The following is a 20,969-nucleotide window of genomic DNA, read 5'->3' on the forward strand; positions in this document are numbered from 1 at the left end:
TTCTCCTATAAAAAGATAATTATAATCTAATTTTTTAAATTCCACGCAACAAAGGCTCTATCAAATCCATTATAATCTTGATAAAAAGTAGCTTTAAAATCATTTTCTTCTAAAATTTTATTTAAAATTGCTTTTTGATCATAACCAAATTCACACGCTAAGACTTTTGTGTTATGATTTTTGGCAAAAAGGATAATTTCATGTAAAATTTCCCAACCTTTATCCCCACCAAATAAAGCATTATGCGGTTCATTTTGCACCCATTTGTCTAAAGGATGGTCATTTTTAATATAAGGTGGATTGGAAAAAATAAAGTCAAAATTTCCTTGCATATTTTTAAAATCACAAAGTTGAAGATCAATCAAATTTGAAACATTATGAAAATCTGCATTTTTTTTAGCAAGCTCTAGTGCTTTTGGATTAATATCGCAAGCTTGTATGAAAATTTGCTTTAACTTTGCTAGAGAGATACTTAAAATTCCACTCCCAAAGCCAATTTCAACTATATTTTTAAAAGAGTTATGATCTAAAATTTCTAAGCATCTTTCAAGTAATATTTCACTATCAAAACGCGGTATTAAAACCCCTTTTTTAGTAAAAAAATCAAAACCATAAAACTGTGTTTTTTGAAATAAATACTCAAAAGGCTCGCCATTTAAAAATTTATCTACGTATTCTAAAAAAACTTTTTCATCGATTTGAAATTCAGGATTTAAAAAAATCCAAGCCTTATCTTTTTGTAAAAGCTCACAAAGAATAAAAAGTATATATTCTTTGTGGGTAGGATCTTTTGCGTAAGCTTGCTTTAAAGCTTGTTTGATTGAAATCATTGCAAAGCTTTAATTCTATCGTAAATACAAGGATGACTTAGATGAAAGAAAGTGTAAATTTTACTTGTTTTAACAAAGGCTTTATTTTCTTTTGCTAAGGCTATGAGGGCATTTTTCATATCTTCTTTAGAACTTACTTTTGCTCCATGTAAGTCAGCATTAAATTCATTTTTTTGACTCATTTTATTAAGTAGCGGGGAGATAATAAAAGTAAAAATATTTCCAAAAATCAATAAAAGCGCAAAAACTCCAGCATTTACTCCATCTAAATGACTTTCAATATAAAAAAAGCTTGGTAAATGTGCAAAGATGAAAAATAAAGCAAAAAGCATCAAAGCACTAGAAAATAACATTTTTAGTAAATCTTTATGCACAAAATGTCCTAGCTCATGACCTAAAACAGCGATGAGTTCTTTTTCTTTTAAAGCATTTAAAAGTGTATCAAAAAGCACCACTCTTTTGCTTTTAAATAAACCGCCAAAATAAGCATTTAATCTTTTATCCCTTTTACTTGCATCGATAACATAAACACCATTTGCACTAAAGCCACATTTTTGCATTAAATTGGTGATTTTTTCTAATAAATTTTCATCTTCAAGTTTTTTCATTTTATTAAACATAGGTGCAATAAGAGTAGGGTAGATGAGATTTATAATAAGTATGATTATAAAGCTTAGGGCAAAAGCAACAATCCACCAGTATGTGTTAAAAAATTCAAAGCAAAACACTAAAGCATAAATAATTAAAAAGCCGAAAACAAGCATTAGGGCTAAAGATTTAATGCTGTCTTTAATAAAAAGTGCTAAGGTCATATTTGAAAAGCCGTGTTTTTTATCTTTTATAAAGCTTTCATAATAACTAAGTGGTAAATTTAAAATACTAATAATAAATAAAAATGTAAGTAAAAATAAAGTATTTTCTAAAGTAGAATTTTCTTTGATGAAAAATTCTTTTAAATATAAAAAGCCAAAGCCAATCCAAGAAATATTAATTATCAGATTATAAAGATTAGAAAAGATTTTGTATTTTTCATTTTCTATAGCGATATTTGCAGCATTTTTATAATCATGCTCATTTAAAATAATTGCTTGTTTTTCTCTTTCTTTTTTTAAAAAAGAAATTTGCATATAAGATATAAAAACCAAAAAGGCCGTGTAAATACATAAAATAGTTATTAAAGTCATAATTTTTCCTTAAATAAATTTGAGTAATTTTATCTTATTTAAAATATATAAAGTTAATCAGTGCTTTCACTTTTTTCCAAAACCTCAAAATAAGCTTCTTCTAAAATACTAAGTTCATTTTCTAAGGAATTTAGCTTTTCATAAAGGGTATTTATACCTAGTTCTTGATAGATTGCAGGATTGCTTAGGGCATTTTTGATTTCTTTGATTTCTTCTTCTAATTTATGAATTTTATCAGGATATGAGTTTAAAATTTCATTTTCTTTATAGCTTAGTTTTTTACTTGATTTTTCTTTTGTTTTTACACTTGTTGTGGTGTTTGTTTCTAAACTTTTTGAAAATTCTTCAAAGTCTTTGTATTCTTTTTCATTTTCTAAATATTCGCTGTAAGAAAGAACTTCTATATTGATATTGGCATTATCTTCAAAAGCATAAAGTTTAGTTGCTATTTTATCAACAAAGTATCTATCATGTGATACAAGCAAAATCGCACCTTCAAAAGAAAGTAAATATTCTTCTAAAATATTAATTGTAGCTATGTCCAAATCATTTGTTGGTTCATCTAAGATTAATACATCATATTCTTTAGTAAAAAGCAAGGCTAAGGCAACTCTGTTTTTCTCTCCCCCACTTAACACACACACACTTTGTTCTAAAAATTCTTTTGGAAATAAAAATTGTTTTAAATATCCATAAACATGCATATTTTTACCACGCACTTGAATATGATCACCGCCATTTGGGCAAAAAATTTCTAAAAGTTTTTTATCGGTATTGAGTAAGCTTCTGCTTTGATCAAAATAGCCTATTTTAACTTCACCTCTTTTAATTTCTCCACTATCAAGTGGAATTTGATCAAGTAAAATTTTTAAAAAAGTAGATTTACCACAGCCATTTTTACCTACTATGGCTATGCGTTCACCTTGTAAAATTCGTGCATTAAAGTCCTTAAAAAGTGTCTTGTTGGCGATAGATTTTGAGATATTTTTAAGTTCAAAAAGCATTTTTTTACGATTTTGACTTTGGGTTTGGTTGAAATTTTTACTTGCTCTTTTAATCTCAAGTTGTAAGCGTTTGATAGCTCCTGGGTTTTTCTTGGCTTCTTCACGCATTTTAAAAATGCGTTCTTTACGCCCTTCGTTACGTTTAAGTCTAGCTTTAACTCCTCTTCTTAACCATTCTTCTTCGCTTTTTAGTTGCTTAAGTAAGGTTTCATGACTTTTAGCTAAGGAAGCTAAAATAGCTGCTTTTTTTTCTAGATATTGTGTGTATCCGCCTTCAAAAACGCTTAATTTTCCTGCTTCTATTTCTACACATTTTTGAGCTATTGCATCGATAAAATATCTATCATGAGAGATGAAAATAACACACATTTTAGAAGCTTTCAATCTTTCTTCTAAAAAGCTACTCATATATACATCTAGATGATTAGTTGGCTCATCAAGCAATAATATATCAGGATTTTTCAGCAAAAGCGTGCAAAGTCCTACACGTCTTATCTCTCCTCCGCTTAAAGAGCAAAGTGCTCTGTCTTTATACTCTAATAGTTTAAACTCTTCTAGTATTCTTTGTATTTTTTGGTCTAAATTCCATGCATCTTTTGAATCTATAAATAAACTTAATTCATCTACTTTCTTTAAATATTCTTTATTTTCAGGATCAAGAGCTAGTTTTTCATTATAGTTTTCAAATTCTTTTAAGGCTTGATAAATTTCTTCAAGTTCTTTTTTGATAGCCTCACTCACGCTTAAGGTGCTTTCAAAGCTTACTTGTTGGCTTAGCATACCTATGCTAGCGTTATTTTGTTTAATCACTCTACCGCTATCTAGTTTTAAAGTTCCCATAAGGGCTTTTAAAAAGCTTGATTTTCCTTCGCCATTTTTGCCTATAATGGCGATTTTTTCTCCTAAATTTGCACTAAAATTTGCATTTTCTAAAACTATTTTTGTATTAAATTTCTTATTTGCATCGATTAAATCTATTAAAGCCAAATTTCTTTCCCAAATGTTTTTTTGCGATTTTACTTTAAAAAGTATTAATTTTGCTTAAATAAAATTACGCTATGAGAGTGTTTGTTTTTTTTACTTTATTAGTTTTATTTTTTGCTTTGGCAAATTGGTATATTTATAAAAGATTTTTAAGTAAGGTTGATTTTTTAAAACCTTATAAGAAGTTTGTATTAGCTCTTGTTTTAATAGTTTTTGCATGTGAATTAATCTTTTTTGTAAATATGCGTGGGGATTTTTTGCATGAAAAGCTTTATTATATTTTAGCTATTTTTCCTACTATTACTTGCTTTTTCTTGCTTTTTGGAGTGGTTTTTGAAATTGGTTCTTGGATTTTCTTTAACGAAAATAAAAAAGAGCAAATTTTTAGCCTTCAAAGAAGAAAGTTTTTAAAATTAATTTTTGATTCTTGGCTTATTATACTTAGCGTTAGTATGGTGTTTAAAGGCTTTGTAAATGCTATTAGCACACCTAAGGTTAATGAGGTAGATATTAAAATTAAAAATTTAAAAGAAGATTTAAACATAGCTTTGCTTTCTGATGTGCATTTAGGGAAAAATTTAGGTGAAGATTTTTTAAAAACCTTGATTGATGAGGTTAATGCTTTAAATGTTGATATAGTCATTATAGCTGGGGATTTAATCGATGCAGATATTGCTAGTATGTCTTATATTAATTTGTTAGAAAATTTTAAATCAAAATATGGTACTTATTTTGTTTATGGAAATCATGAGTATTATAATGATATAAATGCAATAAGCAAAAAGCTTAAAACGCTTAAAAATTTCAAAGTTTTAGAAGATGAAAGTATTGATTTTGGAGATTTTACTTTAAGTGGGACTTTGGATTTGGCTGCTAAACGTTTGGGCTTTAAAGAAAGCAATATAGAAAAAATTAAAACTCAAATCAATCAAGAAAAAGTTAATATTTTAATCACGCATCAGCCAAAATATGTAAAAACTTATGATGTGAGTGGGTTTGATTTGATTTTATCAGGACATACACACGCAGGACAAATTTTCCCTTTTTCTTTGCTAGTATATTTAGAGCAAGGCTTTGTGTATGGGCTTTATAAATTAAGCAAAGATAGTTTGCTTTATGTAAGCAGTGGGGCTGGATTTTGGGGGCCTGCTGTGAGATTTTTAGCTCCTAGTGAGATAGCTTTGATTAGATTAAAAGGAGAATGAGTGGGATTTAGCAATAGTGCTTCAAAAATATTTGGAATCATAGCAAAATATAAATTTCCAAAAATCATACAAAAAAACATTAATAAAGCTTATGTGAATGCTTTTAATATCAATATGAGTGAATTTAAATCCTTAGAAGAATATGAGAGCTTAAATGCTTTATTTACAAGAACTTTGTTAAATGAGCGAGAATTAGAAGATGGCTTTATAAGTCCAAGTGATGGTAAAATTTTAGAACTTGGAAGTAGTTTTCAAAATGATTTAAAAGAAAATTTAGCCTTTAGCATTAAAGGTTCAAGTTATAGCATAGAAGAGCTTTTAAAAAACTCAGCTAGCAAAGAAGAATTAGAAAATGGCATAGATTATGCAAATATTTATCTATCTCCAAAAGATTATCATCATTATCACGCACCTTGTAATATGCAAATTTTAAGTGCTACTTATATGAGCGGGGCTTTATTTAGTGTGAGTGAGGCAAAGTTGGCTAAGATTATAAACCTTTATACTAAAAATGAAAGAGTGGTTTTAAAGTGCTTAGTGGAAGGAAAATTTATACTTTGGATGATATTTGTGGGTGCGCTAAATGTAGGTAAAATGCATTTTAGCTTTGATACTAGTATACAAACCAATGCTGCAAATTTTGATTTTACTCATACTTATGATGGGCTTTTTGTAAAAAAAGGTCAAAGGCTTGGAAATTTTGAGCTAGGTTCGACGATAGTTTTAATTGCCCAAAAAGGGTTTTTAAAATTTAGTAAAAACGCTTATGAGCAAGTTGAATTTTCTAAGAAGATTGCGGATTTTGCTTAGTCTCATCTTCATTAGCAACTTTATACAAAAAGGCAAAAATTTCAGCCACCGCTTTATACATATTAGGTGGGATTTCATCGCCTAAGTCAAGCTTGCTAAGAACTTCTACTAAGTCTTTATCCTCTTTTATGGGTATGCCATTTTCTTTGGCTAAAGAGATGATTTTAGCAGCGTTTTCACCTTTGGCATTAGCTAAGATTTTTGGTGCATTTTGATCTTCTTTGTTATAACCTAGTGCAACGGCTTTTTTTGTTTTTTTAGCCATTTTTAAGCCCTTGTATCAAAACCCATATTAAAGTCATTGTATTCTTCTTGATTGTGAAATTTGCTTTTAACTATATCGCTGATGAAAAAATTAGAGCTTAGAAGTCCTACTTTAACCAAGGCTTTTTTTAACTCATGTGCTCTTTCATAAAGTTTTTTTCTAAAATTAACATTTTCTATCATCATATTTATATCAATGTATTTATCATTACTTAGAGATAAAAATACATTGATTTTTCCTAATTTTTCAAATTCAAGATTAATTTGCGCATAAAATTTATCTTTTTTGCCACGTTTAAAAACTACATTAGATTTTTCTAAATCATCCCAAAAGAAAGGTAAAAAAGTATGAATGCTATTATTAGCCAAAGATAAAAGCTGATTAAACTCAAGCTGAGCTATAAGACGATTTGCTTGATTTAGTATGCTTTCATTGTCTAAATTTTTAGCCAGATTAGAAACTTGCAAAAGAGTGGATTTAATGTCTTTTTGCAATTCTGAAGAAATTTCTGCGGTATCTTTTGGAGTAATTTTTCCAAGATCTTTTATAGAAAGTTCTAATTTTTTTTCTATATTTTTTATATCATCTAAAGAATTTTTTGCTTCATAATTTTTAGGATCTAAAGCTTTTAAAACCTCATTGAGTTTTCTTCCTATTAGGCCTAGTTCTTTGTTTAGGTTATTTAAAAGCTCTTCTTGTAAATTTTGACTAAAATTAAGATTTTTACTTACATTTTGTTTGAAAATATCTTCTAGTAAAATTTTGCCCGAAGTGCTTTTAAATATATCTTCTAATTTAGTATTATTTGTTTGTAAATTTTGACTTTTGTTATCATTTTTGCTTGGTTCTTCAGTATTTTTTTGTGGCGTTTTTTCTTCTTTTGTGTTTTGAATTTCTTTATCTTTTGTCATGCTTTCTTGTTTTTGTTGAGCTTCTTTTTTATCCTCTGTGTTTTTTTGCGGAGTTTTTATTTCCTCTTTTGATTTTTCTTTGATGTCTTTAGTATGTGGAGTTTTATTTAAATTTTCTTGTGTTATTTCAGTTTTGTTTTTATGATTTTTTATGTCTTTTAAAAGTGTTATAAGATCTTTAATGCTTTGACTAAGTTCTTTTAATATATGTGTATTTTGAATTTTTATATTTTCAGGTTTGGCTAGTTCTTTGTTGATAAGTGCTAAATTTTTACTGAGATTTTTAATGAAATTATTAGCAATATTTTGTAGCTTTTCTTGACTAATGGAGTTTGGATTTTTATTGATATAGTTTTTAAAATTTTCTATTTTATCAAATAGTTTAAAAAGTGTCTTGTAGTTTGTATTTTCTAAAGAAATTTTATTATCTTTTTTGTGATTTTGTAAGATGTGAATAAGTTCTTTTAAGGTGCTTGTGGTGTCAAGATTTTTAAGATCTAAATTACTTATATCGTGTTTTAAATTTTCACTTGTAGCGCCTTTTATGGTATTTAAAAGATTAAAAAAGCTTTGTGGTAAATTTTGCTCTTTTAAAGAATGATTGAGTTTTGCTTCTAAAAATACACCTGAATTTTTTACCAAAGATGAAAGATTTTTATTGTTGATATCTTTAGCGGGTTTAACTAGATCTTCTAAAACTTTAAGTAGTTTTTCAAATTCAGGATTTTTAGAAAGCTCTGCTTGAAGTTTTTTAACTTCATTAGCAAAATTAGGTGCAAAATTTAAATCTTTGTGATTTTTTAATACTGCTAAATCAGGATCTTTGTTGGTTTTGATTTGATCTAAAAGTTTATTTAATAATTCTTGTAATTTTTGATCGATTTTGCTTACATAGTCTTTAGGTAATTTGACTTCAGGATCATTTTTAGAAAATAAAGGATTTTTTAAAGCATCATTAAGTGAGGTTTTTTTGTCCGATTTTTCACTTTTGTTGTCTTTATTTGTTTCGTTTTTTACAAATTGATTTTGATTGTTAGAAATATTAGTTATCATCTAGCATTACCATATTACCTGGTTTTCTTTTAAATTTGGTTAGATTTTTAAATTTTGGTTTATCTATAGCAAAGGCAATTAAAACAGTTAATAAAACGATGTAAAAATACATAAAACCATTGCCTTCAAAATAATACATCAAAGTTCCAAGCACAGCAGGCGCAAATAAAGCACCAAAAGAATAAGTAAAAAGAACGGCTCTGCCAAGTTCAACTCTTTTGCTAGAATCTTCAAGCATGTCATTTGCTCTAGCTAAAGAAAGAGCATATAAACAACACATTCCCATACCCAGTAAAAAGCCAAAAAAGTATTTTAAATAAATATTATAGCTTAATAATAAAATACAAAGCATAGCACTTAAAGCTGTAAAAGCACATAAAATAATAGCAAATTTACGACTAATTTTATCAGAAAGGGTTCCGATGAAAAGTTGAGATATAAATCCTCCTAACATGGTGCAAAATATAAAAATCGAAGCTTCTTTTGCGCCAAATCCTTGTATGAGTATAAATAAAGAAGCCATGGAGAAAAATCCATTCAAAAGCATACCTGCTATAAAGCTTGTCACTAAAGCTAAAGGCACTATGTCAAAAACTTTAGGGATGGAAATTTTGGTTTTTTGTGGTAAAACCGGCTCTTTAATACGGATTAAAAATAAAGGAATAGAGGCAAACATAATAAAACTAGCGCTTAAAATAAATACTGTATTACTTGGGAAATCAAATGACATAAGTAAAATTCCAAAGCCTGATGATGAGTAAAATACTACTTCATAAAAGGCTATTACTCTTGAGCGAATAGCATTTTTTGCTTTTTCGTTAAGCCATGATTCTATGACCATTAAAAGTGCATAATAGCAAAAACCAAGCAAAAATCTCAAAACCATCCAAAAATAAAGATTAGAGTTTAAACTATGAAGCATAGTGGCTATACCAAAAATGATGGCAAAAATTCCAAAAGATCTTATATGTCCTACTTTAGAGACTATCCTATGAGCACTAATAGTGCTTACCATAGCACCAAGAAAATAACAACTTCCTATTATCCCTATATAAAAATTACTAACATCGTTATGTTTTAAAATAATTGCTATAGAATTTACCGTTAAAGCACTTCCTATAAAAACAAAAATCATACCAAAAAACAATGCAGTTAATGATCTAATCGTTCTTTTTGAGCTCAACATTTTCTTATTAAAAAATTATATATTAATACCGCTATGGGTGTGACAAACATTGCACAAAACAAGGCAAAAATACTCATTAAGCCTTGAAACTCTAAAAATAAAAATCCTGCTATTAAAAACACATAAGCAAAAATTTTAAACAAAGAAAAAAAAGCTAATGTGTTTTTAAAAATACTTTTAAATTTTGGTTTTAAATCGTCATCTATATGGATAAATTTTATAATTTTTGGCAAAGAATATTGTTTTTTAGCAAAAATTTGCAAGGGTCTTTGAGTAAAAGTGTAATTTTTAGCAGCCTTATAAATAAAATTTTTGTAATTTAAAAAAGATATCAGAATGATTAAATTTTGAGCCAAAAAGCCAAATTCAAAGCTTATAAAGGTTTTAAAGCTTAATTCTTTATAGAAAAAAACTCCTGCTAAGAAAAGTAAATTCAATCCTAGCAAGAGTTTTAGTAAAATTTTAGGCTTTAGGATCATTTTTTAAATCTTTATAGCGATTTTCTTCTTTAAATTCCTCATAGCTTTTTACTTGTGCTTTGTAAGCTTTATAAACATTTAAAATCGCCGCAGCTACTCCTATAAATACTCCTACCCAAAAAAGCCAAGCTATAGCAGTTAAATTTTTTAAAAAATAGCCTATACCAACCCCGATTAAAACAGCTACAACCATGGATATGCCAAGGCTTAATCCATCTGCAGCTTCTATACCTTTGCGAATGATTTTTTGTCTTTTATTCATAGGGCTTTAAAACTTTCTTGTGTTGCTTGTATGGTTTTATCAATGATTTTTTTATCCATACATTCACATATAAAACCTGTTTCAAATTGAGATGGTGCCAAATACACGCCTTTGCTTAGCATTTGTGCATGAAATTTAGCAAATAATTTAGTATCTGATTTTAAAGCATCTTGATAATTATTAACAGGGTTTTCACAAAAGAAAAATCCAAACATAGAACCAACGCAATTAACTTGCAAAGGAATTTTACAATCATTTGCAGCTTCTTTAAAGCCTTGAGTAAGTCTTTTGCCTAGTTTTTCTAATTTTTCATATAAACCTTCATAATTTCTTGCTTTTTTTAAGCTCGCATAGCCTGCAGCCATAGCAAGAGGATTGCCACTTAGTGTTCCTGCTTGATATACTCCACCTAAAGGACTTAATAAATCCATAATCTCAGCTCTTGCAGCAAAAGCAGCCGCAGGCATACCTCCGCCTATAACCTTACCAAAAGTTACTATATCAGCTTTTATATTATTAATTCCAAAAGAGCCTAGGTATGAAGCTCTAAAACCACTCATAACTTCATCAAAAATTAAAAGAATTTGATGCTCATCACATAGTTTTCTTAGCTCTTGTAAAAATTCTATTTTAGCAGGTACTAAGCCCATGTTTCCTGCAATTGGCTCTATAATGATACAAGCTATATTATCATCATTATTGATTAAGTTTTTAACACTATCAATGTCATTATAAATAGCTACTAGAGTATTTTTAGCTACATCGGTTAATACTCCTAGTGAGCTTGGGGTGTTAAAAGTAGCGGCGCCACTTCCAGCACTTACTAGTAAAGAATCAGAATGCCCATGATAGCACCCTTCAAATTTGATGATTTTATCTTTTTTGCTAAATCCTCTTGCAAGACGAATAGCACTCATAGTAGCTTCTGTGCCACTGCTTACAAAGCGTATTTTGTCTAAATGTGGCCAATCTTTTAGGATAAATTTAGCTAATTTAGTTTCAGCTAGGGTTGGTGCACCAAAGCTTGAACCGTGTTCTAGTGCTTTTTTACAAGCTTTTTCAATATCCTCATCACAATGTCCAAAAAGTAAAGGCCCCCAACTTTGTACATAATCTATATAAGTATTATCTTCTATATCACTAATATAAGCACCTTTTCCTTGCTTGATAAATAAAGGATTGCTACCTACACTTGCAAAAGCACGCACAGGAGAATCAACCCCGCCTGCTATATATTCACAAGCTTCTTCAAAGGCCTTTTTATTATTTTTCATTTTTTACTCCTTTTATTGTTAGTAATATAATCATAAAGCGATTTCATCTCATCTTCTGTTAATGAATAAGTCGGCATAATGCTTTTTGCCTCCTGAGGTTGGCTTAGAATTTCTCTAAAACGTGTATAAGGAGTGTTTTTAATACTTGGCACTATAAAAGGAGTTTTTTCTCCATTTTTAGTATAATATCCTAGTATTTGTTGTTCTCCATCACCATGACATTTAGCACAACTTATGCCTCTTGGATTTTTGTAAAGGGATTCTTGGTATTCTTTAGGTGAGATAAAATCTTCAGCCCAAACACCATAAACTATAAAAAACAAAAATAAAATAATTTTCATTTATCACCTTTAACAAAAAAGAAGTTTTATTATGATACAATTTTTTAAGTTAAAGAAAGCTATAAATTTAAGGAAAGAAATGACACTTTTAGATGGTAAAAAGCTAAGTGATGAGATAAAAAATAATCTAAAACAAGAAGTATTAGAACTTAAAACCCAAAGTATAGAGCCTTGTTTGGCCGTGATTTTAGTAGGTGAAGATTCTGCTAGTGCTACTTATGTGGGTTCTAAAGCAAAGGCTTGTGAGCAATGCGGGATTAAGTCTTTGGTTTATAGACTTGATGTAAACACAACTCAAAATGAGCTTTTGGCTTTGATTAATACCTTAAATCATGATGATAGTGTTGATGGAATTTTAGTTCAGCTTCCATTACCAGCACATATTAATAAAGATATCATTCTAGAAAGTATTAATTTCAATAAAGATGTAGATGGTTTTCATCCTTTTAATGTCGGGAATTTAAATTTAAATTTAAAAGGTGGTTTTTTGCCATGTACACCTTTGGGTGTTATGAAAATTTTAGAGCATTACGATATAAAATTACAAGGTGCTGATGTAGTTGTAATAGGAGCTTCTAATATAGTAGGTCGTCCTATGGCTACGCTTTTATTAAATGCTAATGCTAGTGTGAGTATTTGTCATATTTATACAAAAGATTTAAAAGCTTATACAAAAAATGCTGATATTATCATCGTAGCGGCAGGTTGTCCAAATCTTTTAAAAGAAGATATGGTTAAAGAGGGTGTGATAGTAGTTGATGTAGGGATTAATAGGGTTGATGGAAAAATAGTAGGTGATGTTGATTTTGAAAATGTAAGCAAAAAAGCTAGTTATATCACTCCTGTGCCAGGTGGGGTAGGGCCTATGACTATAGCAATGCTTTTAGAAAATACTATAAAATCAGCTAAAAATAGGATTAAAAAATGAATTTTTTGAAAAAAATCTATAAATTCACGCAATCTTGGACAGGAACTTTAATAGTTGTTTTATTGATTATATTTTTCTTTATACAAGCTTTTACCATACCAAGTGGTTCTATGAAAAATACTTTATTAGTGGGAGATTTTTTATTTGTAAAAAAATTCTCCTATGGTATTCCAACTCCACATATTCCTTGGATAGAAGTACCTGTTTTACCTGATTTTAATAAAAATGGACATTTAGTAAGCGCTGAAGGTCCTAAAAGAGGAGATATTGTAGTATTTAGATATCCGCATGAGCCAAAAATCCACTATGTAAAAAGATGTGTGGCTAAGGGCGGAGATGAGGTTGTTTTTGCAAATAAAACCTTATATGTGCGTATGGTTGAGGGTGATGAATATATGAAAGATTATTATCCTAATAAAACAAAAATCATAGGCGGAAGGCTTTTTGTAAAAGAACCTTTTGTAGAAAAAGGAATACATTATGATTCTAGAGTGGATATAGAAAGTGTATTTTTTCGCTATTTAAATTTAGGTCAATTTGCTATGAAGCCCGCTTCTTTTGATGAATTAGGTGCTAATAATATTTATGGTTTTAATGCTTATTATTATAAAGTGCCTGAAAATGAGTATTTTATGATGGGAGATAACCGTGATCACTCTAGCGATAGTAGATTTTGGGGAAGTGTAGATTATAAATATATAGTTGGTCAACCTTGGTTTATTTATTTTTCATGGGATGAAAATAAAAAAGTTAGATGGGAAAGAGTAGGGCGTTTGGTTGAAACTATAGAAAAAGATGAGCGTTTTATCCATCATAATGAAAGCGATATAGAAGCTTTGGAATAATTACTCAAAGAAACAATGTAAAATTTTTATGTGTAGAAAATGTATAGTTTCTACACAAATTTATAAAAATATACACTCTTAATTTTATTCGCAGATTTTTTTAAGCTCCAAGTTGTAACAATTAACACAAATAAAAATCAAAGCAAAAAAAATAAAGGATAAAAAATGCTAAGTCAAAGATCTCAAAATTTAGGAGAATCCTTAACTTTAGTAATGACTGATATAGCCAAAACTTTAAAAGCAAATGGTGAAAAAATTATTAGTTTTTCAGCAGGTGAGCCTGATTTTGATACTCCAGAAATCATTAAAAAAGCAGCAATTGAAGCCATTGAAAAAGGTTGTGGAGCTTATACGCCAGTTGTTGGTATAAAAGAAGTTATAGAGGCTATACAATATAAATTTAAAAATGATAATAATTTAGAATATAAAGCAAGCGAAATCATTACCAATGTTGGTGCTAAACATTCTTTGTTTATGGCGATTGAGTGTTTAGTTGAAGAAGGTGATGAGGTTATCATACCAAGTCCTTATTGGGTAAGTTACCCTGAAATGGTGAAATTTGCAGGTGGAACTCCTGTATTTATAGAAGGTGAAGCAAAAAATGGCTTTAAAATCACTCCAGAGCAATTAAAACAAGCTATTACTTCAAAAACAAAGGTTTTGATGTTTAATTCCCCATCAAATCCTACAGGTGCTATATATTCTAAAGAAGAAATTACTGCTTTAGCTAAGGTTTTAGAGGGAACTAAAATCGTAGTTTTAAGTGATGAAATTTATGAAAAATTAGTTTATGATGGAGAATTTTGTGCTTTTGCGCAAGTGAGCGAAGATGCTTTAAATAGAACTGTAAGTATTAATGGTCTTAGTAAATGTGGTGCTATGCCAGGATGGCGTTTTGGTTATATGGCAAGCAAAATGAGTGAGTTTAATAATGCTGTTAAAAAATTACAAGGACAAAGCACTTCAAATATCTGCTCAATCATTCAGCATGCAGCTTTACCAGCCTTGCTTGGAAAAGCAGATCGTGATATTGAAATGATGAGACAAGCCTTTTTAAAGCGTAGAGAATTAGCGTGTGAAATTTTAGCTAAAAGCGATAAGTTAAAATTAGAACAAATTCCACAAGGAGCTTTTTATTTATTTATCTCTTGCAAGGAAGTTGATAGTGATTCTATGAGATTTTGTAAAAGATTATTAGAAGAGCAAAAAGTAGCTTTAGTACCAGGCATAGGTTTTGGTATGGAAGGGTATTTTAGGCTCTCTTATGCAACTAATGAAAAAGATATCATTGAAGGTTGTGAAAAAATCGTTGAATTTGTAAAAAATTACTAAAATCTTAAGCCTGTTAAAAACAGGCTTTCTTTCAAAAAACTTATAAGCAAGTCTTTGGTATGATTATGCAAAAAATATAGGAAAATCAATGGAATTTGAAGTTCAATATAAAAGTGCAAATGCTAGAGCTTGTCGTATAAAAACTACACATAGTGAAATTTTAACTCCCATCTTTATGCCAGTTGGAACTTTGGCTGCGATTAAAAGTTTAGATGCTGTTGATATGAGTGAAATTTTAAATGCAAAAATCATTTTAGCAAATACTTATCATTTGTATTTAAGGCCTGGTTCTAAGGTGATTAAACAAATGGGTGGCTTGCATGGTTTTAGTAAGTTTAATGGATCTTTTTTAACAGATAGTGGGGGTTTTCAAGCTTTTTCTTTAAGTAAAAATTCCAAACCTGATGAAAAAGGAATTCAATTTAAAAGTCATATTGATGGAAGTTTGCATTATTTTACCCCGCAAAGTGTTTTAGATGCTCAGTATGATTTTAACTCAGATATTATGATGATTTTAGATGATTTAGTGGCCTTGCCTGCAAGTAAAGAAAGGATAGAGCTTTCTTTAAAACGTACTATAAAATGGGCAAAAGAAGCTATTGATTATCATAAATTAAAGCAAAACCAAGGTGTAGGAATAGGGCAAAATATCTTTGGTATTATCCAAGGTGGAACGGATTTTGAAGCTAGAAAAATTTGTTCTCAAGCACTTTGTGAGATGGATTTTGATGGACTTGCTATAGGTGGATTGAGCGTAGGAGAAGAAAATGAGGCTATGTATGATACGGTTGAGGCTATGATGCCTTATGTAGATAATAATCGTCCTAGATATTTAATGGGAGTTGGTACACCTGAAGATTTAGTAGAAAATGTAGCAAGAGGTGTTGATATGTTTGATTGTGTGATGCCAACAAGAAATGCAAGAAATGGAACTTTATTTACTAGCTTTGGAAAATTTAATATCAAAAAAGCAAATTTTATCACTGATCATGCTCCTATAGACAGTAAATGTTCTTGCTATACATGTAAGAATTTTTCAAGAGCTTATTTAAATCATTTATTTAAAGCTAAAGAATTAACCTTTTTTAGACTTGCAAGTATTCATAATTTGCATTATTATCTAAATTTGGTAAAGCAAATGCGTGAAGCTATTATCAAAGATGAATTTGAAAATTTTAGAAAGGAATTTTATAGACAAAGAATGTAAGTAAAGTGGTACGCCCAAGAGGATTCGAACCTCTGACCTTTTGAACCGCAATCAAATGCTCTATCCAGCTGAGCTATGGGCGCAAAATAAAAGAGTAATTTTATCAAAAAATTCTTAAAATTAGCAAAAATAAGTAATTTTATAGAATTTTTATATTTTTATGCTAATCTTCTTTGAATAATATTTTAGCTTAAGGCAAAGTAATGATACATAAGATTTTAATAGCTAATAGAGGTGAGATTGCAGTAAGGGTAATCCGTGCTTGTAGGGATTTACATATAAAAAGTGTTGCTGTTTATACTGAACCTGATCATGAGTGTTTGCATGTAAAAGTTGCTGATGAAGCATATAGAATAGGAACTGATGCCATAAGAGGGTATTTAGATGGCAAAAGAATAGTTGAAATTGCTAAAGCTTGTGGAGCCGATGCTATACATCCTGGATATGGCTTTTTAAGTGAAAATTATGAGTTTGCAAAAGAGTGCGAAGAAGCAGGGATTATCTTTATAGGGCCAAAATCAGATGTTATCCGTAAAATGGGAAATAAAAATATAGCAAGATATTTAATGAAAAAAAATGGAATTCCTGTGGTTCCAGGTACTGAAAAATTAAATCATTGTACATTAGAAGAAATCAAACTTCAAGCTTTAAAAATAGGTTATCCGGTGATTTTAAAAGCCAGTGGTGGCGGTGGTGGTAGAGGTATACGCGTAGTACATAAAGAAGAAGATTTAGAAAAATCTTTTGAAGCTTGTAAGAGAGAGGCATTAAGCTTTTTTAAAAATGATGAAGTTTTTATGGAAAAATATGTTATTAATCCAAGGCATATTGAGTTTCAAATTTTAGCAGATAATTATGGTAATATCATTCATCTTTGTGAAAGGGATTGTTCAATACAAAGAAGACATCAAAAAATCATTGAAATAGCACCTTGTCCAAGTATCTCAGAAAAACTAAGAAAAACCATAGGAGTTACCGCAGTAGCTGCTGCAAAAGCTGTGGGTTATACCAATGTTGGGACGGTTGAGTTTTTACTTGATGATTATAATAGATTTTATTTTATGGAAATGAATACAAGAATTCAAGTAGAACACCCAATCACAGAAGAAATCACAGGAATTGATCTTATCACAAGACAAATTCGTATAGCAAATGGGGAAATTTTAGATCTTGAGCAAAGCGATATAAAACCAAGAGGTTTTGCGATAGAAGCTAGGATTACGGCAGAAAATGTATGGAAAAATTTCATTCCAAGTCCGGGTAAAATCACAGAATATTTTCCAGCTTTAGGGCCATCTGTGAGAGTAGATAGTCATTTATATAAAGACTATACCGTGCCGCCTTATTATGATTCTTTGCTTGCAAAATTAATTGTTAAAGGTTCAAGTTATGATAGTGCAGTTAATAGACTTGAGAGAGCTTTGAAAGAATTTGTGATTGATGATATTAGAACAACTGTGCCATTTTTGATTGCAATTACCAAAATAAGAGAATTTAGAAGAGGGTATTTTGATACTTCTTTTATAGAAACACATATGGAAGAGCTTTTAGAAAAAACAGAAGATAGACACCAAGAAAACAAAGAAGAAGTAATTGCTGCTATAGCTGCGACTTTACAAAAGATAAAAGAAAGTAGACAATCATGAGTTTTTTAGATGAATTAAAAGATATAAAAAAAGCACTCCAAAAAGAACAAGGTCAAACAAAAAAAGAAAAGGTTAAAGCGAGTAAAAGTGGAGTTAGTATGAAAAATACTAACTTAGATGCTATACAAAAAGATTTAGCTAAACAGAATGAAGATAAAAAACAAGAGCAAGAATTTGAAGATATGTTTTTAAAAGAAGAGCGTTTGGCTAATGAATTTATGGAATTTGTAAAAAATAGTGATATTAAAAAGATCTAATGAATAATATTGGTTTTTGTACTTTAGAAGAAGAATGTCCTTATCTTGAAAATAGATGCTGTAGAAATGAGTATAATTACATATCTTTTATCACAAAAACACAAAATCAAGAACTAGTTTCAAGAGGTTGGCGTCGCTTTGGTTCGTATTTTTCAAGACCAATATGTAATGATTGTAATGAGTGTCAAAATTTACGTATTTTAGTAGAAAATTTTCATTTTAGCAAAAGTTATCGTAGGGTTTTGAAAAAAAATACAGCCACTAAAATAATCTTACAAAAACCTTCTTTAAGTGATGAACATTTGTTGCTTTATGAAAAATATCACCATTACCAAAAAGATAAAAGAAATTGGAAAATTTATGATTTAAATTTTAGAAAATATTATAATCTTTATGTAGATAATGCTGGTACTTTTGGATATGAGCTTGATTTTTATATAGACAATAAGTTAGTTTGTGTTGATTTGATTGATATTTTAGAAGATGGAATTTCTAGCATTTATTGTTTTTATGATCCAGATTTTTCCCATCTAAGTCTTGGTAAATACTCACTTTTAACAGAAATTAAACTTGCACAATTAAAAAAATTAAAATATATTTATTTGGGATATTTTGTAAAAGGGTGTCAATCTTTATCATATAAAGCCGATTATAGTCCAAATGAAATTTTAAAACACACTAGTGCTTTAAATGAGCAAGCATTTTTGTGGAGTTAGGTTTATAGAGAGGATTTTATGCAAGTAGTGCAAACTTTAGAATCAGTTAGTGTTAATACTGATGATTTTTTAATGTTTAAATATTTTCAAGATCTTATCCGTAAAAATTTTTCCAAAGTTATAGGTAATAAAAATAAAACCTTGTCTTTTTTTGTAGAAAATGAAATTCCTCAAAGAAGATATTTTTTAAAACTTGTTAATCATAAATATAAAAAAAATACTGGAAATCAAATTGATAATCTTGCTTTTGCACATTATAAAACCTTTAAATTAAATCTTGCTCAAGCAAATACTTTAAAACCTGTAATCTTTGCTAAAATAGGCTTTGCACAAAAGAATATTTTAATCACACTAAGTTCGAATGAAAAATTATTTGCTGTGTATTTAGAGCAGTATTTTAAAGATCATAAAAGCGTGTATGATGAAAAAAATTGTATTTTTTCAGTAGAATACAAAGATGATAATACTTTAAATCTTTTAGAAATTTTAGCTAGTGTAAATGAGCATTTGAAATATTGTGTTGATTTTACGATTAATGAAACTCAGCTTTTAGAATTTAGAAATAAAATGAAAAACAAAGCTAGTACTAATTGGAAATTTAATGCTCTGGCAAAGCTTTTTGAAAATTATTTTCAAACACTAGGATGTAATTCTAGTGATGATTTTGCTACTATTAGACAAAATTATCTTAATTTGGTTAAAATTTATCATCCTGATCGCCATCAAGGTAAAAGTAAGATCGAACAAGCTTATTGCCGTGAAGAATTTGAGAAAATTCAGCTTGCTTATGAGAGCTTAAAATCTTTATATAAAAATAATACTTGATGCTAAAATAACATCATTTTAAGTTGCAATTTATTAAAATTAATTTTTTATAAAAATTTAGGGAATAATATTGGTTGCTGATAGAAAGTTATTTTTTTTAAGTTGCATTCTTATAACTATAGGAATACTTTTTTCATATTCTTTAAGTGCTTTTACTGTTCTTTATTTAGAATATAATGAATTTCACTTTTTTATCAGACAGCTTTTTTTTGGGCTTAGTGGTATAGCTATTATTTATTTTGTTTCAAGATTAAATCCTGATAGTAAAATGGCGCATTATTTGATGATAAGCGTTTTACTCATCTCTTTTTTATTTATACTTATTTTACCTTTTCTACCTACCTTTCTTGCTACTGCAGCAGGTGGTGCTAAAAGGTGGATTAGGCTTGGTCCTTTATCTATCTCTCCAGTTGAATTTTTTAAAATAGGCTTGATTTATTTCCTTGCTTGGTCTTATACAAGAAGAATTGATGATAGCAAAAAAGCAATCAAACATGAAGTTTTAATTTTAATTCCTTATTTTATTTTAGCTGCTTTTGTTATTGGTTATATTTATATGACACAAAATGATTTAGGGCAAAGCGTTATTTCTTTTTTCTTGGTTTTTGCTTTAGCTTTTTTTGCAGGAGCTAGTAAAAGACTTTTTGCTTTTGGTGTGGTTATTGTTGGAATGATTGGGGTTTTGGTAATCTTAAGTAATCAAAGAAGAATTCAGCGTATTTCTGCTTGGTGGGGAAATATCCAAGATGCGTTTTTACCTTTCTTTCCTGATTGGCTAGCAAGTGTTTTAAGAGTAAGTCACAACTCAGAGCCTTATCAAATTTCACATAGTTTAAATGCTATAGCTCATGGTGGATTTTTTGGAGAGGGTTTAGGGCTTGGAACTTTTAAACTAGGATTTTTAAGTGAGGTGCACACGGACTTTGTCTTATCAGGGATTACTGAAGAGATAGGATTATTGGGATTAAGTATTATTTGTTTTATATATTTGATGGTAATACTTCGAATTTTTAGAATAGCAGGGCGTTGTGAAAATAAAGTTCATTTTTTGTTTTGTTCGGGCGTAGCTTTGCTTTTATTGTTTTCATTTTTTATGAATGCTTTTGGAATTATTTCCTTGACTCCATTAAAAGGTGTTGCTGTGCCGCTTTTAAGCTATGGAGGTAGTTCAATGTGGTCTATTTGTCTTGGAATAGGCTATGTTTTAATGATTAGCAAAAAGGTAAAAATATAAATTTGTTAATTAAAATATATAAAAAATAACTTAAATAAAAAATATTTGCTATCAAGTCTTTACAAAAAACTTTTTTCTGCTATAATTATGATATATTTATTATACAAGGAGGCGGATATGAAGAAATACAGGCGTTTAAACACATTATAATCATTTATCAATTTTATTTTTAATTTTTAACAAAGGAAAGA

The 20,969-nt window shown here is 29.1% G+C and carries 21 protein-coding genes and 1 tRNA gene; 11 read left to right on the forward strand and 11 right to left on the reverse strand.

Annotation, left to right across the window (positions count from 1 at the left end):
- Positions 1–26 precede the first annotated feature (26 nt).
- The 3 genes from L8U00_RS05360 to abc-f are packed head-to-tail and all read right to left on the reverse strand — an operon-like array spanning position 27 to position 4,005.
- Entirely contained in the window at positions 27–827 is an 801-nt protein-coding gene (locus L8U00_RS05360) for a HemK/PrmC family methyltransferase (protein WP_263708817.1), read from the reverse strand.
- Positions 827–2,014: a M48 family metallopeptidase gene (locus L8U00_RS05365; protein ID WP_263708790.1), complete on the reverse strand. Its 1,188-nt coding sequence runs from the start codon at positions 2,012–2,014 to the stop codon at positions 827–829. The genes L8U00_RS05360 and L8U00_RS05365 overlap by 1 nt, the downstream gene beginning before the upstream one ends.
- 53 nt (positions 2,015–2,067) lie before the next feature.
- Positions 2,068–4,005 carry a ribosomal protection-like ABC-F family protein gene (gene abc-f, locus L8U00_RS05370; protein ID WP_263708791.1) on the reverse strand — a complete coding sequence of 646 codons (1,938 nt, stop codon included), beginning with the start codon at positions 4,003–4,005 and terminating at the stop codon, positions 2,068–2,070.
- Positions 4,006–4,076: 71 nt separating this feature from the next.
- Between abc-f and L8U00_RS05375 the strand changes: the two genes are divergently transcribed.
- Positions 4,077–5,207 (forward strand): metallophosphoesterase, encoded by a 1,131-nt coding sequence (locus L8U00_RS05375; protein ID WP_263708792.1) that lies wholly within the window; start codon positions 4,077–4,079, stop codon positions 5,205–5,207.
- On the forward strand, positions 5,208–6,017 hold the full coding sequence (locus L8U00_RS05380) for a phosphatidylserine decarboxylase (protein WP_263708793.1): 810 nt from the start codon (positions 5,208–5,210) through the stop codon (positions 6,015–6,017).
- Here L8U00_RS05380 and L8U00_RS05385 read toward each other — a convergent pair.
- The 7 genes from L8U00_RS05385 to L8U00_RS05415 are packed head-to-tail and all read right to left on the reverse strand — an operon-like array spanning position 5,992 to position 11,788.
- Entirely contained in the window at positions 5,992–6,282 is a 291-nt protein-coding gene (locus L8U00_RS05385) for a FlhB-like flagellar biosynthesis protein (protein WP_039617937.1), read from the reverse strand. The genes L8U00_RS05380 and L8U00_RS05385 overlap by 26 nt on opposite strands.
- 2 nt (positions 6,283–6,284) lie before the next feature.
- Entirely contained in the window at positions 6,285–8,246 is a 1,962-nt protein-coding gene (locus tag L8U00_RS05390; RefSeq protein ID WP_263708794.1) for a flagellar hook-length control protein FliK, read from the reverse strand.
- On the reverse strand, positions 8,236–9,429 hold the full coding sequence (locus tag L8U00_RS05395; protein WP_250325593.1) for an MFS transporter: 1,194 nt from the start codon (positions 9,427–9,429) through the stop codon (positions 8,236–8,238). Before L8U00_RS05395 ends, L8U00_RS05390 begins: the two co-directional genes overlap by 11 nt.
- A complete protein-coding gene (locus tag L8U00_RS05400; protein WP_263708795.1) occupies positions 9,426–9,911 on the reverse strand; it encodes a hypothetical protein in 486 nt (161 codons plus the stop codon). Before L8U00_RS05400 ends, L8U00_RS05395 begins: the two co-directional genes overlap by 4 nt.
- Complete coding sequence (locus tag L8U00_RS05405; RefSeq protein WP_263708796.1) at positions 9,895–10,173, reverse strand: AtpZ/AtpI family protein; 279 nt, start codon at positions 10,171–10,173, stop codon at positions 9,895–9,897. Before L8U00_RS05405 ends, L8U00_RS05400 begins: the two co-directional genes overlap by 17 nt.
- Positions 10,170–11,447 carry a glutamate-1-semialdehyde 2,1-aminomutase gene (gene hemL / locus L8U00_RS05410; RefSeq protein WP_263708797.1) on the reverse strand — a complete coding sequence of 426 codons (1,278 nt, stop codon included), beginning with the start codon at positions 11,445–11,447 and terminating at the stop codon, positions 10,170–10,172. The genes L8U00_RS05405 and hemL overlap by 4 nt, the downstream gene beginning before the upstream one ends.
- A complete protein-coding gene (locus L8U00_RS05415; RefSeq protein WP_263708798.1) occupies positions 11,444–11,788 on the reverse strand; it encodes a c-type cytochrome in 345 nt (114 codons plus the stop codon). The genes hemL and L8U00_RS05415 overlap by 4 nt, the downstream gene beginning before the upstream one ends.
- Before the next feature lie 79 nt (positions 11,789–11,867).
- Here L8U00_RS05415 and folD point away from each other — a divergent pair, with 79 nt between their 5' ends.
- The 4 genes from folD (at position 11,868) to tgt (ending at position 16,100) form a co-directional block, all read left to right on the forward strand.
- A complete protein-coding gene (gene folD / locus L8U00_RS05420; protein ID WP_263708799.1) occupies positions 11,868–12,716 on the forward strand; it encodes a bifunctional methylenetetrahydrofolate dehydrogenase/methenyltetrahydrofolate cyclohydrolase FolD in 849 nt (282 codons plus the stop codon).
- The gene (gene lepB, locus L8U00_RS05425; RefSeq protein WP_039617949.1) at positions 12,713–13,561 is read left to right on the forward strand and encodes a signal peptidase I; all 849 of its coding nucleotides are present in this window, start codon (positions 12,713–12,715) and stop codon (positions 13,559–13,561) included. Before folD ends, lepB begins: the two co-directional genes overlap by 4 nt.
- Positions 13,562–13,726: 165 nt before the next feature.
- Positions 13,727–14,893, forward strand: a complete 1,167-nt coding sequence (locus L8U00_RS05430) for a pyridoxal phosphate-dependent aminotransferase (protein ID WP_263708800.1) — start codon at positions 13,727–13,729, stop codon at positions 14,891–14,893.
- A gap of 88 nt (positions 14,894–14,981) precedes the next feature.
- Positions 14,982–16,100, forward strand: a complete 1,119-nt coding sequence (gene tgt / locus L8U00_RS05435; RefSeq protein ID WP_263708801.1) for a tRNA guanosine(34) transglycosylase Tgt — start codon at positions 14,982–14,984, stop codon at positions 16,098–16,100.
- 6 nt (positions 16,101–16,106) lie between these two features.
- Here the strand turns inward: tgt and L8U00_RS05440 are convergent.
- A tRNA-Arg gene (locus tag L8U00_RS05440) sits at positions 16,107–16,183 on the reverse strand.
- A gap of 120 nt (positions 16,184–16,303) precedes the next feature.
- Here L8U00_RS05440 and L8U00_RS05445 point away from each other — a divergent pair.
- The 5 genes from L8U00_RS05445 to ftsW all read left to right on the forward strand — a co-directional run bounded on the left by L8U00_RS05445 (position 16,304) and on the right by ftsW (position 20,778).
- On the forward strand, positions 16,304–17,746 hold the full coding sequence (locus L8U00_RS05445; protein ID WP_039668233.1) for an acetyl-CoA carboxylase subunit A: 1,443 nt from the start codon (positions 16,304–16,306) through the stop codon (positions 17,744–17,746).
- Positions 17,743–18,003 (forward strand): hypothetical protein, encoded by a 261-nt coding sequence (locus L8U00_RS05450; protein WP_263708802.1) that lies wholly within the window; start codon positions 17,743–17,745, stop codon positions 18,001–18,003. Before L8U00_RS05445 ends, L8U00_RS05450 begins: the two co-directional genes overlap by 4 nt.
- Positions 18,003–18,719, forward strand: a complete 717-nt coding sequence (locus L8U00_RS05455) for an arginyltransferase (RefSeq protein WP_263708803.1) — start codon at positions 18,003–18,005, stop codon at positions 18,717–18,719. Before L8U00_RS05450 ends, L8U00_RS05455 begins: the two co-directional genes overlap by 1 nt.
- 18 nt (positions 18,720–18,737) lie before the next feature.
- Complete coding sequence (locus L8U00_RS05460; RefSeq protein ID WP_039617961.1) at positions 18,738–19,544, forward strand: adenylosuccinate lyase; 807 nt, start codon at positions 18,738–18,740, stop codon at positions 19,542–19,544.
- A gap of 70 nt (positions 19,545–19,614) precedes the next feature.
- Positions 19,615–20,778, forward strand: coding sequence for a putative lipid II flippase FtsW (gene ftsW, locus L8U00_RS05465; protein ID WP_257397039.1), 1,164 nt, complete (start codon positions 19,615–19,617; stop codon positions 20,776–20,778).
- The last annotated feature ends 191 nt before the right edge of the window (positions 20,779–20,969 follow it).

Origin of the sequence: Campylobacter sp. IFREMER_LSEM_CL2256, from assembly GCF_025771645.1 — a bacterium.
Taxonomy (GTDB): Bacteria; Campylobacterota; Campylobacteria; order Campylobacterales; family Campylobacteraceae; genus Campylobacter_D.

Excerpts from the sequence above, each read along its gene's own strand:
- L8U00_RS05385 (WP_039617937.1), bottom strand. The coding sequence starts at position 6,282 with ATGGCTAAAAAAACAAAAAAAGCCGTTGCACTAGGTTATAACAAAGAA.
- L8U00_RS05445 (WP_039668233.1), top strand. The coding sequence starts at position 16,304 with ATGATACATAAGATTTTAATAGCTAATAGAGGTGAGATTGCAGTAAGG.
- tgt (WP_263708801.1), top strand. The coding sequence starts at position 14,982 with ATGGAATTTGAAGTTCAATATAAAAGTGCAAATGCTAGAGCTTGTCGT.
- folD (WP_263708799.1), top strand. The coding sequence starts at position 11,868 with ATGACACTTTTAGATGGTAAAAAGCTAAGTGATGAGATAAAAAATAAT.
- L8U00_RS05390 (WP_263708794.1), bottom strand. The coding sequence starts at position 8,246 with ATGATAACTAATATTTCTAACAATCAAAATCAATTTGTAAAAAACGAA.
- L8U00_RS05455 (WP_263708803.1), top strand. The coding sequence starts at position 18,003 with ATGAATAATATTGGTTTTTGTACTTTAGAAGAAGAATGTCCTTATCTT.
- L8U00_RS05375 (WP_263708792.1), top strand. The coding sequence starts at position 4,077 with ATGAGAGTGTTTGTTTTTTTTACTTTATTAGTTTTATTTTTTGCTTTG.
- L8U00_RS05450 (WP_263708802.1), top strand. The coding sequence starts at position 17,743 with ATGAGTTTTTTAGATGAATTAAAAGATATAAAAAAAGCACTCCAAAAA.
- L8U00_RS05400 (WP_263708795.1), bottom strand. The coding sequence starts at position 9,911 with ATGATCCTAAAGCCTAAAATTTTACTAAAACTCTTGCTAGGATTGAAT.
- L8U00_RS05365 (WP_263708790.1), bottom strand. The coding sequence starts at position 2,014 with ATGACTTTAATAACTATTTTATGTATTTACACGGCCTTTTTGGTTTTT.
- lepB (WP_039617949.1), top strand. The coding sequence starts at position 12,713 with ATGAATTTTTTGAAAAAAATCTATAAATTCACGCAATCTTGGACAGGA.
- L8U00_RS05405 (WP_263708796.1), bottom strand. The coding sequence starts at position 10,173 with ATGAATAAAAGACAAAAAATCATTCGCAAAGGTATAGAAGCTGCAGAT.
- L8U00_RS05430 (WP_263708800.1), top strand. The coding sequence starts at position 13,727 with ATGCTAAGTCAAAGATCTCAAAATTTAGGAGAATCCTTAACTTTAGTA.
- hemL (WP_263708797.1), bottom strand. The coding sequence starts at position 11,447 with ATGAAAAATAATAAAAAGGCCTTTGAAGAAGCTTGTGAATATATAGCA.
- L8U00_RS05460 (WP_039617961.1), top strand. The coding sequence starts at position 18,738 with ATGCAAGTAGTGCAAACTTTAGAATCAGTTAGTGTTAATACTGATGAT.
- L8U00_RS05415 (WP_263708798.1), bottom strand. The coding sequence starts at position 11,788 with ATGAAAATTATTTTATTTTTGTTTTTTATAGTTTATGGTGTTTGGGCT.